The 12,766-nt window shown below is 39.0% G+C and carries 13 protein-coding genes; 12 read left to right on the top strand and 1 reads right to left on the bottom strand.

Annotated features, from left to right (window positions below):
• Positions 1-6 precede the first annotated feature (6 nt).
• From metQ to BA79_RS04885, 11 genes are all read left to right on the top strand, one after another.
• A complete protein-coding gene (gene metQ / locus BA79_RS04930; RefSeq protein WP_007500351.1) occupies positions 7-828 on the top strand; it encodes a methionine ABC transporter substrate-binding lipoprotein MetQ in 822 nt (273 codons plus the stop codon).
• Between the two features lie 420 nt (positions 829-1,248).
• Positions 1,249-1,617, top strand: a complete 369-nt coding sequence (locus tag BA79_RS04925) for a carboxymuconolactone decarboxylase family protein (RefSeq protein ID WP_003212803.1) — start codon at positions 1,249-1,251, stop codon at positions 1,615-1,617.
• A 215-nt stretch (positions 1,618-1,832) separates the two neighbouring features.
• Entirely contained in the window at positions 1,833-1,970 is a 138-nt protein-coding gene (locus BA79_RS19530) for a YuzK family famiily protein (RefSeq protein WP_008356693.1), read from the top strand.
• A gap of 210 nt (positions 1,971-2,180) precedes the next feature.
• A complete protein-coding gene (gene sufC / locus BA79_RS04920) occupies positions 2,181-2,966 on the top strand; it encodes a Fe-S cluster assembly ATPase SufC (protein WP_007500355.1) in 786 nt (261 codons plus the stop codon).
• Positions 2,967-2,984: 18 nt separating this feature from the next.
• Complete coding sequence (gene sufD / locus BA79_RS04915; RefSeq protein ID WP_035389341.1) at positions 2,985-4,298, top strand: Fe-S cluster assembly protein SufD; 1,314 nt, start codon at positions 2,985-2,987, stop codon at positions 4,296-4,298.
• Positions 4,298-5,518, top strand: a complete 1,221-nt coding sequence (locus tag BA79_RS04910; protein ID WP_035389339.1) for a cysteine desulfurase — start codon at positions 4,298-4,300, stop codon at positions 5,516-5,518. Before sufD ends, BA79_RS04910 begins: the two co-directional genes overlap by 1 nt.
• The gene (gene sufU / locus BA79_RS04905; RefSeq protein WP_008347017.1) at positions 5,508-5,954 is read left to right on the top strand and encodes a Fe-S cluster assembly sulfur transfer protein SufU; all 447 of its coding nucleotides are present in this window, start codon (positions 5,508-5,510) and stop codon (positions 5,952-5,954) included. Before BA79_RS04910 ends, sufU begins: the two co-directional genes overlap by 11 nt.
• Positions 5,955-5,971: 17 nt before the next feature.
• Positions 5,972-7,369: a Fe-S cluster assembly protein SufB gene (gene sufB, locus BA79_RS04900; RefSeq protein ID WP_007500362.1), complete on the top strand. Its 1,398-nt coding sequence runs from the start codon at positions 5,972-5,974 to the stop codon at positions 7,367-7,369.
• 406 nt (positions 7,370-7,775) lie between these two features.
• Positions 7,776-8,378: a DUF3885 domain-containing protein gene (locus BA79_RS04895; RefSeq protein ID WP_035701309.1), complete on the top strand. Its 603-nt coding sequence runs from the start codon at positions 7,776-7,778 to the stop codon at positions 8,376-8,378.
• Between the two features lie 146 nt (positions 8,379-8,524).
• Positions 8,525-9,091, top strand: coding sequence for a TetR/AcrR family transcriptional regulator (locus BA79_RS04890; protein ID WP_035701306.1), 567 nt, complete (start codon positions 8,525-8,527; stop codon positions 9,089-9,091).
• Between the two features lie 57 nt (positions 9,092-9,148).
• A complete protein-coding gene (locus BA79_RS04885; protein WP_035701305.1) occupies positions 9,149-11,005 on the top strand; it encodes an alpha/beta fold hydrolase in 1,857 nt (618 codons plus the stop codon).
• Positions 11,006-11,083: 78 nt separating this feature from the next.
• On the opposite strand, the gene BA79_RS04880 is transcribed toward BA79_RS04885, so the two are convergent.
• Positions 11,084-11,728, bottom strand: coding sequence for an FMN-dependent NADH-azoreductase (locus BA79_RS04880; RefSeq protein WP_035701303.1), 645 nt, complete (start codon positions 11,726-11,728; stop codon positions 11,084-11,086).
• A gap of 83 nt (positions 11,729-11,811) precedes the next feature.
• On the opposite strand from BA79_RS04880, the gene BA79_RS04875 reads away from it, so the two are divergent.
• Positions 11,812-12,744, top strand: a complete 933-nt coding sequence (locus tag BA79_RS04875) for a helix-turn-helix transcriptional regulator (protein ID WP_035701615.1) — start codon at positions 11,812-11,814, stop codon at positions 12,742-12,744.
• The last annotated feature ends 22 nt before the right edge of the window (positions 12,745-12,766 follow it).

Raw genomic sequence — 12,766 nt, 5'->3', positions numbered from 1 at the left:
TTATTCATGAAGAAATTGATTTTAAGTGCACTATTTCTAGCATTTGCAGGCATTTTAGCTGCTTGCGGTTCATCAAATAACGCAAGCGATAACAAAACCATCACGGTTGCAGCTTCAAAAACACCACATGCCGAGATTCTTGAAGAAGCAAAACCACTTCTAAAAGAAAAAGGCTACGATCTAAAAGTGAAAGTACTGAGCGATTATAAAATGTACAACAAAGCATTAGCTGAAAAAGAAGTGGATGCGAACTTTTTCCAACATATCCCTTACTTAAACGAAGAAAATAAATCAAACAAAGATTACAACCTAGTAAGTGCTGGTGCCGTTCACCTTGAGCCTTTCGGTATCTACTCTAAGAAATACAAATCAGTAAAAGATATTCCAAACGGCGGCACGATCATCATGACAAACAACGTAGCTGAGCAAGGACGTATGCTTGCCCTATTACAAAATGCTGGTGTGATCAAGCTTGATCCAAAAGTAGATACAATCAACGCAACAGTCAAAAACATCAAAGAAAATCCGAAGAACCTAAAATTCAAAAAAATCGCTCCTGAACTAACAGCGAAAGCTTATGAAAACAGTGAAGGCGACGCTGTATTTATCAACGTTAACTATGCGATCCAAAATAAATTGAATCCGAAAAAAGATTCAATCGAACTTGAGCAAACGAAAAACAACCCGTATGCAAACATCGTCGCTGTTCGCAAAGGTGACGAAAAATCAGAGAAGATTAAGGTATTAATGGAAGTTCTTCACTCTGATAAAATCAAAGAATTCATCGACAAAAAGTATGATGGTGCAGTATTGCCTGTATCTGAATAACAACTTGTAAACCTCGCTTTCATGAAAGCGAGGTTTCAACTTCACTCTGATAAAATCAAAGAATTCATCGACAAAAAGTATGATGGTGCAGTATTGCCTGTATCTGAATAACAACTTGTAAACCTCGCTTTCATGAAAGCGAGGTTTCAACGTGTAGACAAACCCTCGCATTCGTTGTCAGGTCTGCGCTCCGGTGCTCACGAATGTCAAATTCGCTCTGCTCCGGTACTCGCCCTTCCTAGACTGCAAAGGTTTTCTATCACGCTGAAAAAAGAAGACAAAGGGCTAAAATAAAGATCATTTTAGCCCTTTGTCAATCATCTGCAACCTCGCTTTCATCAAAGCGAGGTTTTTTTGTGTATTTTTTCAAATCTCGCTCATAATAAAAACGAACAAATGACTTGAAGGGATGGAATGAAGATGAATGAACAACATATGAGCGGATCGATGCAACAATCACTGACGGATTATAAAACGGCAATGGGTGAATTTCAGAAGAAAATGCCGGTGTTTGGCAAGAAATTTAATGAATTTACGGAGCAGTGCTTTCAGAGCGATTCCTTAACACAAAAAGAAAAACAAATGATTGCCCTTGGCATCAGCATTCATGCACAAGATGAATATTGCATGATCTATCATACAAAGGGAGCGCTCGACCAAGGCGCAACAGAAGAGAATTTGCTGGAGGTCGTCAGTGTGGCGGCAGCGTTTGGCGGCGGTGCTGCGCTAAGTCAAGGCATCACAGTTGTTCAGCAATGTATTGATGAATTTGGAGGACAGACGCATTAAGGGAAGGATAAGATGGTATTTTTCCAAATCAGGGAGTTGAGTCGTTCTCAGCCGGTTGTGTGAGAAAATATGCCAGCATAGCGTGTTATATCCCTTTTGAGTGAAGCAGCATGCCTTTGATACAATGAAGCTACACTCAAAGAAGGGAATGGTTTATTATTTGTTCGGACCAGAGTACACTGGGATTGGATTATACCGCCGAGATGGAAAAGGCCATGCATCAATCTCATGGCATGAGTTATGCAGAGTACGAAAGAGACCATGACTTACGAATGAAAGTAGAACTTAAACGAGAGCAGTCCTATCGAGATGAGAAAAGACAGCTCGCAAAAATGAATATACGAGGCTATTGATAGCTAAGGGGCGGGGAGAATAGTTTCCCGTCCTTTCTTTATGAAAACAGTCTTTTCGACATAAATCCTTTTATCTACCTGTATTTTTTGTTAGAATTTTGAGAGCATCCTCTCACGCTTGTCGTGAATGTGTTGTATTCACTTTTAATTTGTTATAAAATTAGAATGAGAATAAATTGAGAATAATGATTATTTTGGAGGTATCGATATATGACTGCTTCGACATTAACAATTAAGGACTTGCACGTTGAGATTGAAGGGAAAGAAATCTTAAAAGGTGTAAACCTAGAAATAAAAGGTGGAGAATTCCACGCAGTAATGGGACCAAACGGTACAGGTAAATCTACTTTATCTGCTGCTATCATGGGCCACCCTAAGTATGAAGTGACAAAAGGCAGCATTTTGCTTGATGGCGAAGATGTTCTTGAAATGGAAGTAGATGAGCGCGCTCAAGCGGGTCTTTTCCTTGCAATGCAATATCCATCTGAAATTAGTGGTGTAACAAATGCAGACTTCCTTCGTTCGGCTATTAACGCACGCAGAGAAGAAGGCGATGAAATCTCTCTCATGAAATTCATCCGCAAAATGGACGAAAACATGGAATTCCTTGAAATGGACCCAGATATGGCACAGCGCTACCTAAACGAAGGTTTCTCAGGTGGGGAGAAAAAACGTAACGAAATTCTTCAATTAATGATGATTGAACCAAAAATCGCCATCCTTGACGAAATCGACTCTGGTCTTGATATCGATGCACTGAAAGTTGTTTCTAAAGGGATTAATAAAATGCGCGGCGAAAGCTTCGGCTGCTTAATGATCACTCACTATCAGCGTCTATTGAACTACATCACACCAGATCACGTTCATGTCATGATGCAAGGACGTATTGTGAAATCTGGCGGACCAGAACTCGCGCAGCGTCTAGAAGCAGAAGGTTATGACTGGATTAAAAAAGAGTTAGGAATTGAAGACGAAACTGTTGGTCAAGAAGCGTAAGCGTTAGGAGGATTATTGATGACATTAGAAACGAAATTATCAGTAGATCAAGATTATGTCAAAAGCTTCTCCGAGAAGCATCAGGAACCGGCATGGATGAGCTCCCTTCGCTTACAGGCTCTTGAAAAAGCAGAAGACCTCCCAATGCCAAAGCCTGACAAAACGAATATTTCAAAATGGAATTTAACAAATTTCAAACAGCATACAGTTGAAAGTGCGCCATTTGGATCTTTAGAAGAGCTTCCTGAAGAAGTGAAATCTCTTATTGATTTAGAGGACACAGATAAGACAGTCTATATTCAGCGTGATCAAACGCCAGCATACTTGTCTCTTTCTACTGAAGCAAAAGACAAAGGCGTGATCTTCACTGATATCCATACTGCGATTCGCGAACATGGAGAGCTAGTGAAGAAATATTTCATGACTGATGCAGTGAAAGTGGATGAGCACAAACTAACAGCTCTACATGCTGCTTTAGTGAATGGCGGAGCTTTCCTCTATGTACCGAAAAACGTAGAGCTTGAAGCACCAATTCAAGCCGTTTATCTTCATGAAAATGACGAAACAACGTTGTTTAACCATGTCATCGTTGTAGCAGACGATCATAGTGCTGTGACATATGTAGAAAACTACATCAGTACGGCAACACCAGAAGAAGCGATCTTCAATATCGTGTCTGAAGTCTTCACGGGTGCAAATGCCCGCGTCACTTACGGTGCAGTGGATAACCTTGCAGAAGGTGTGACAGTCTATGTGAATAGACGTGGTATGGCAAATGGTCGTGACAGTAAAATCGAATGGGCGCTTGGTCTGATGAATGATGGAAACGTCGTGTCTGAAAACATCACAAAGCTTATGGGCGACGGTACATTCGGTGATACGAAATCAGTTGTTGTTGGCCGCGGGAATCAAACGGAAAACTTCACAACAAGCATCATCCACTTCGGTAAAAACTCTGAAGGGTATATCTTGAAGCATGGTGTCATGAAGGATCAAGCATCTTCTATCTTTAACGGGATTGGTAAAATCGAGCATGGCGCAACGAAGTCAAATGCGGAGCAAGAATCTCGTGTTCTCATGCTGAGTGAGAAAGCACGCGGTGACGCTAACCCAATTCTTTTAATCGATGAAGATGATGTAACAGCAGGGCACGCTGCTTCTGTTGGGCGTGTTGATCCAATTCAACTCTATTACCTCATGAGCCGTGGGATTTCCAAAGAAGATGCAGAAAGACTTGTCATTTATGGCTTCTTAAATCCAGTCGTCAAAGAACTGCCGATTGAAGGAGTTAAAAAGCAGCTCGTTTCTGTGATTGAAAGGAAAGTAAAATAATGAATATCAAAGACGTTCGTGAGCAGTTTCCAATCCTTCATCAGCAAGTGAACGGACATGATTTGGTGTATTTGGACAGTGCAGCGACATCTCAAAAACCACGAGTTGTCATTGATGCAATGAATGAGTATTACCGGTCTTACAACTCGAACGTCCACCGGGGTGTTCATACCCTTGGCACAAGAGCAACGGACGCATACGAGGGTGCAAGAGAAAAAGTTCGAGCATTCATTGGCGCTTCTTCTGTCCAGGAGATTATTTTTACTAGAGGTACAACAACAGCACTGAACACAGTGGCAATCAGCTATGCTAGAGCAAACCTTAAAGAAGGCGATGAGATCGTCATTACGCATATGGAACATCATGCGAATATCATCCCTTGGCAGCAGGCAGCAAAAGCAACTGGCGCCACATTGAAATATATTCCGTTACAGGAAGACGGCACGCTGTCGCTTGAAGATGTGAAGCAAACCATCACACATCAAACGAAAATCGTTGCTGTCACACATGTCTCAAACGTATTAGGAACCATCAACCCAATTAAAGACATCGCAAAGATTGCTCACGATCACGGTGCAATTATCGTCGTCGATGGTGCCCAGAGCACCCCGCACATGCAAATTGATGTTCAGGATCTAGATTGTGACTTTTTCGCTTTCTCTGGGCATAAAATGTGTGGACCGACTGGCATTGGTGTTCTTTACGGGAAGAAGGACCTTTTGAATAATATGGAGCCTGCTGAGTTTGGCGGTGAAATGATCGACTTTGTGGATCTATATGATTCTACATGGAAAGAGCTGCCGTGGAAATTTGAAGCGGGAACACCGATTATTGCAGGAGCAATTGGGCTCGGAAAAGCGATTGATTTCTTAAATGACATCGGAATGGAAGAAGTCAGCCGTTACGAGCATCAGCTTGCGACTTATGCACTTGAGCGCTTTAAGGAGCTTGAAGGTGCCACGGTTTACGGACCGCAGCACCGAGCTGGACTTGTGACGTTTAACTTAGACGACGTCCATCCTCATGATGCCTCAACTGTTCTAGATACGGAAGGTGTCGCCATTCGTGCTGGACATCACTGTGCACAGCCGCTCATGAAATGGCTTGGTGTATCAGCGACTGCAAGAGCAAGCTTCTATCTGTACAATACAGAAGAGGAGATTGACGAGCTCATGGCAGCGCTCCGTAAGACAAAGGAGTATTTTACGAATGTCTTTTAATGTAAACTTAGACACACTGTACAGACAAGTGATTATGGATCATTATAAAAATCCGAGAAACAAAGGTGTGTTAAACGACAGCATTGTCGTCGATATGAACAACCCAACGTGTGGTGACCGCATTCGTCTCACGATGAAAATCGAAGACGAAAAAGTCATCGATGCGAAATTTGAAGGAGAAGGATGCTCGATTTCGATGGCATCTGCCTCTATGATGACGCAGGCGATTAAAGGGAAAGATATTGAAACAGCTTTGAAAATGTCTCAGATTTTCTCCGATATGATGCTAGGAAAAGAATACGACGATTCCATTGATCTTGGTGACATTGAGGCGCTGCAGGGAGTCGCAAAATTCCCAGCGCGCATCAAATGTGCAACATTATCCTGGAAGGCGCTTGAAAAAGGCGCATCTGCCGAAGATAACGGCAAATCATAAGATTGGAGTGAAAATGGATGGCTAAAAAAATGCCAGATGTTGGTGAATATAAATACGGCTTTTCTGATAAAGACGTTTCCATTTTCCGTTCAGAGCGCGGACTGACAAAAGAGATCGTTGAAGAAATTTCTCGTATGAAAGAAGAGCCTCAGTGGATGCTCGACTTCCGTTTGAAATCTCTTGAGCACTTTTACAACATGCCGATGCCACAATGGGGCGGAGATTTAAATGCATTAAACTTTGATGAAATTACGTACTACGTAAAACCATCAGAACGCTCTGAGCGTTCTTGGGATGAAGTACCAGAAGAAATCAAACAAACCTTTGATAAGCTTGGAATCCCTGAAGCAGAGCAAAAGTACTTAGCAGGTGTATCTGCTCAGTACGAATCTGAAGTTGTGTATCACAACATGAAGCAAGATCTTGAAGATTTAGGCATTGTGTTTAAAGATACAGACAGTGCATTAAAAGAGAACGAAGACATCTTCCGTGAGCACTGGGCAAAAGTCATTCCTCCGACTGACAACAAATTTGCTGCGCTTAACTCGGCTGTATGGTCTGGTGGTTCATTCATCTACGTACCAAAAGGCGTAAAAGTAGATACACCACTTCAAGCATACTTCCGAATCAACTCTGAGAACATGGGTCAGTTCGAACGTACACTGATCATCGTTGATGAAGGCGCACACGTGCATTACGTAGAAGGTTGTACAGCTCCAGTTTACACAACAAACTCACTTCACAGTGCGGTTGTTGAAATCATCGTCAAAAAAGGCGGCTACTGCCGTTATACAACGATTCAAAACTGGGCAAACAACGTCTTCAACCTTGTGACAAAACGTACAGTATGTGAAGAAAATGCAACAATGGAATGGATTGATGGAAACATCGGTTCTAAGCTGACAATGAAATACCCAGCCGTCATCTTAAAAGGTGAAGGCGCTCGTGGTATGACATTAAGTATTGCCCTAGCAGGTAAAGGTCAGCACCAAGATGCAGGTGCAAAAATGATTCACCTTGCACCAAACACATCTTCAACGATCGTATCGAAATCGATTTCCAAACAAGGCGGTAAAGTCACATACCGTGGAATCGTACACTTCGGACGCAAAGCAGAGGGTGCACGCTCAAACATCGAGTGTGACACACTCATCATGGATAACAAATCAACATCTGATACGATTCCTTACAATGAAATCTTAAACGACAACATTTCATTAGAGCACGAAGCGAAGGTATCAAAAGTATCAGAAGAGCAGCTATTCTACTTGATGAGCCGCGGAATTTCTGAAGAAGAAGCAACAGAAATGATCGTCATGGGCTTCATCGAGCCATTCACAAAAGAACTACCAATGGAATACGCCGTTGAAATGAACCGTTTGATTAAGTTCGAAATGGAAGGTTCTATTGGTTAATACAGAGGGTTGAAAATGATTGATATAAGAGGTTGATGAAGCGTGCCGAATTTGTGCCGATCAAGATGACCTTTTAGTGTAGGAGACGAACTTTATAAGTTCGTCTTTTTCTTATTTCACTGGTTACATCTAAGTTGACTATGAATAAAAAAATGTAAAAATCTTTATTGAATGATACTGGAGTTAAGATTTCTCTTTTCACTAAGAAGGTTAAAGGTAAACAAGAGTGGAAAGATCCTACATCTGGTTGATCCATTTCAAGAGATCTTGGGAAAGGGAATGCTCATGGAGGAAGTTACTACAAATTAATGAATAAATCCGGAGAGCGTATAGCTACACTAAATAAAAGTGGTCATATATTAAGAAAATAAAAATTATACATAAAAGAATGAAAGGAGAATGAGATATGGTTCACCTAGATTATTTACAAAGTGAATTCAATATTGATTTAATTAATGATTCCTTGGACGAGTTACCTCTAAGCCTTCATATTCAACTCGAAAAAGAAATGTATCAGTTTAATGATCAAGGCAATATAAATCCTCAATATTTTAATAAGGTTTATAATGTTGCAATAAGTATATTTGATGAACTTTTTGGGGAGAACGATTTATTGTTCGTCGTCACAATTGTTCGAAGCGAGCATTCATTACAGAGGCCGATAGGAGTATATAGTAAGTATTCAAAAAAAATTAATAAATATAGACTCAATGTAAAAAATTATAAAGATGAGAATGGAAAAGTCATTCGATATTCTTTAGAAACAAAAAAACAGCATATAGAGTACAAGAAAATAATCAAGGCAATATGTAATCAAGATTTTAAAAGTATGGCTCCGAGGTTCAATGACAAATATAGTAGTTATCCTGAAATATTCTTTATAAATAAAGATTTTATTTATCATATTTATGATGACAGAGGGGCATTCTTATTATTTAAGGATGAGAGAAAGTATGAAAAATTTAAAACAAAGTATAGTACTTTAATGGTAGGAGAAGATTATAATTAAAAGAAACTCTCTTATTGTTAGTTTCCTCATTTGCGTTTGACCGCATTGAGAAAACTTTTTTATCAAACTCTTTTCTAAATGATCATAAATACTTGCAACATATAATTTAGTACTGTATAGTTCTAATTATGACAAAGACAAAATTAATGAATCAAAAACGTGTACTTGAAGTGGCTGCAACATTATTTTTGGAAAAAGGGTTTGTTTATACAAGTATGGATGAATTAGTTCGTGTAAGCAAAGTGTCAAAGTCTAATGTGTACTATCACTTTTCTAATAAGGAAGAATTATTAGAAGGGGTCGTTGATTATTGGATTGACATGTATCAATCTGCAATGGATGACGTACTGTCTCAGACCCAATTTTCAGTTGAAGATCGAATTCAATTGTTTTTAAAGCAATTATCACAAGGAGTTCAGTCTAGAGATTATAAGGGGAGCTGTCCATTTATTACTCTTTATATTCAAAGCCCTGTAAAGGCCACACAAATAAAAGAAAAAATAGGTCTTTTTTTCACAGGATTACAAGAGAAAGTTTCTCTATTACTGAAACAAGGGGTAGAGAATGGGGAATTCAGACATACGATTCATATTGATGAGGTGGCATCACTTTTTATGACAAATCTTGAAGGAGCGTTATTTATTTCAGAAACATTGAAAGATGCCACTGTCATCACAAAAACAGCAGATCATTTATTTAACTTGCTTCGATAAAGAAGCATTTTTTTTACATCAAATTAGTACTGAATAGTACTAAAAAGGAGATTTCACATGAAAACAGTATTTTTAACGGGTGGAACAGGGTTTATCGGAAAGCAATTAGTCGAAGAATTAGCGAAAGAGGATGTGAACATTCTTCTTTTAGTGAGGTCAAAAAGTAAAGCAACACGCATTTTTCAAGAAAGAGGTATTTTAAAAGAGTCAGTGATGCACTTTGTTGAAGGGGATTTGACGAAAGTCGATTTGGGTCTAAGTGCTGAAGATCAGGAGAGGGTATTGAAAACGGATGTGATCATTCACGCAGGAGGCCCTATGGATATTCAAGCGACAAGTAAAGAGGCAGCTTCCGTCTTTTTAAATGGCGCCAAATATATTGATGAGTTAGCTAAAAGTATTCATCAATCGAAGGGTTTACAGCAATTTATCCATGTTGTCGGTTATATGAGTCCCTTTGATGATCAAAATAGCAAGATTGCCATCGACGTGTTTGAAGAAGGAAACGATTACTTGAAAATAAAAAATCCTTATGAGAGAACAAAGTTTTTAGCAGATCTTTATATTCGTCAACAGGCATCAGCAGTAGGTTATCCGCTTTCTATCATTAATCCGCCAACTGTCGTTGGTAGTAGTCAAACAGGGAGTACAGAGCAAATTGCAGGATTGGGTTTGCTTGTAAAGAGTATGCGAAGAGGGCTCATGCCGGTGATTCCTGGAGGTAAGGACTATCGGTTACCACTTATTTCAAACGATGAGTTTGCGAAGTTTATTGTACAGGTTTTCAAGTTGGAGCAGCCAGCTATTCAAACATATACACTTGTTGATGACAAAGAGCACGATCAGAACGTTGCTGGACTATTGAGTGTTATGTCAGAAAGCATGAATATGAAGGCACCAAACATCTCTATCCCAATGCCACTGATGAAAGCTATCATGAATAGTGGTGTAAGTAAACTCACAAACATTCCTTCTGACGGATTGAATTTTATGACAAAACGAACGTTTTCAAATGTTTCAGCGAAAAAAATAATGGGAGAAGATTGGTTTAAGAAGACGAGTGTCATGACATTTTTCCCTGCTGTAGTAGCGGATCTAGATTATCGAATGATGGATCAACATGGTGAGCACCAACATTTATTTAAACGAACATTATGCGATAATAATACCCTTTACCAATTACAAGGAGAAGGGAAGCCATTTATTTTATTACATGGTTTATTGAGTGATGGAGAAGATTTATTTCCTTTAGCACAGGAGCTTCATGAGAAAACAGGTCAACCTGTATGGATCTTGGACCTTCCTGGTTTGGGGCGTTCTCCATTTAAACGAGAGAAACATCTTCTAGATATCTATTTAAATGTAGTGAAAAAAGTAATAGAGAAAGCGACGAATGGTGCACATCTAATCGGTCATTCATTCGGTGCGTATATTCTTTTGGAAGCATTGGGACAAGAATACATCGATAAGAAGTATTCAATTACTTTACTGCAGCCGCCTGTTGCTAAACAAAAGGCAAAATCACTATATGTTCCTCAATTTCTGAACAAATGGACATTAAGATTGGCAACGACTCATTTGATAGAGCGTTATGTATTAAGAAATGGTTTGTTTGAAAGCACGGAGAGCATCCCTGAACATTATATTGAAAAAATCAAAAACAGCTTTACTTCTCCTAGAATTTTAAATACGACGGTTCAGCTTAGCCATTTATTACTGAAAACCGGTCAAGGTGACTTTAAAGAAGTCACAAAGGATCATCTTCACATGATTTGGGGGGAGTATGACAGAGGCTATTCTGCGCCATCGCATCTTGGGAAGGTTGATTTTGTTCCGTATGGCCATCATTTCCCTCTTAGCCATCCGAGTGAAACGGCAGCATTAGTCATCAATAATATTTGTACTAGCAGATAGGAGTCACCCCAAAACGAAAAAATAAGATTGATGACAAGTGAGCAAAATTTTTCGTTCTGGGTCTTGAAAATATAGAGGTTAACTAGGTGCATAAAACGCATCTAAGGTTTTCGTCATGTCATCAGATGCAGATTGTAAGATAGTCCTTTGATCTAAAATCGCTGTTCCTTGTGCCCGGACAATATGAAATTGTTGAAAACCCATCAAGTTTTGGAATATTTCCTTTAGATAATAATATGAAAATTCCAGTGGTGTGTACCGATCGTTATTTGTGAAAATTGAGCCACTTGCTTGGAGCAAAAGTACACGATAATCGTCAGTCATCAGACCAACTGAACCATCTTCTGTATATTTAAACGTTTCTCTAGCAATAAAGATATTATCTATATAATCTTTCATTCGTGAACTCACATTGAAATTATGAACAGGTGATACAATCACGATTCGATGATGTGCTTTGAATTGAGCCAATAAAGCTGATGAGGAAGCGGCGATTTTTTCCTCCGCAGCTGTTAATGTTTGTTCAGATGCTTGCTTTTCCCAAATACCTAGCAGCTGTTCTTTTTCGATACGGGGAATTTCAGTTTCATATAAATGTAAAATGGTAGGCTCCTCATGAGGGAATCTCTCTTTAAACTGTTCTAAAAATAGTGTTTGCAGTTTGTTTGAATAACTTTCTCGATGAGTGAAATTAGGGTGCGCGTTAATGATGAATGTTTTCATATGCATGCTCCTTTTCTTTTGATAAACTGAGTATAAAATATAAAGGTGACAAAACATGTCACCTTTTTCAGAAGGAAAATCAAATGAAAAAATCAGAACGCTTAAACCAAGAGCTTATTTTTTTAAGTGATAAATATTCATTTCAATTAAAAGATTTAGAAGCGGAATTCGGTATTTCTAAACGTACGGCTTTAAGAGATATGGAAGAGCTAGAGTCCATGGGCTTAGCTTTTTATGTTGAAAATGGCAGACATGGAGGATATCGGCTCATGAATCAATCTCCATTGGTTCCGATCTATTTTCAAATAGATGAAGTTCAAGCCATTTTTTTCGCTCTTAAAGCCTTAGATCTGTTGTCAGCAACACCGTTTAAAAAGTCTTACTCACAGATTCGCCAAAAACTGTTTGCTACAATGTCTGATGAGAGAAAACATCGGATCACGGAGATTTTGGATGTGATTCATTACTATCATGTCGCGCCAGTGAGTGAACAACATCATTTGGATTTGATATTGCAGGCAATGATGGAAGATCAAATCGTGAAGATGACATACACTCAATATGAACATAAAAGGATCAGGCTACAATTTCTTGAGTTGTTTTATCGAAATGGGATTTGGTTTACCGAAGCATATGATGTTCTGAATAAAAAGTGGGGCATCTACAGATGTGATTGTATGACGGACATGATGATCGAAGAAGAAACGAAAGACACTTTTACGAAGGAAGAATTAAAAGCACTGCAGCTCGAATACGAAAAAACCTATCATGATATCTCTTTTAAATGTCGATTAACGGAACAAGGAAAAGAAAAGTTTTTGAAGAATCATTATCCGAATATGAGATTGGAGATCATTGATGATACGCCTTATATTGTAGGGGGATACAACCAAGAAGAATTATCGTATATGACTCACTATTTGATCTCATTTGGGAAACATGTGAAAATTGAATACCCCGATGAATTAAAAGAGAGTTATTTGACTCAATTGCAAGAAATGATGGATCAATATTAAAAATGAACGGATTGTATCTGAA

It is taken from the genome of Bacillus altitudinis 41KF2b (assembly GCF_000691145.1).
Lineage (GTDB): Bacteria > Bacillota > Bacilli > Bacillales > Bacillaceae > Bacillus > Bacillus altitudinis.
The sequence above is the reverse complement of the archived record's forward strand: the minus strand, read 5'-3'. Positions and strand labels throughout refer to the sequence as shown.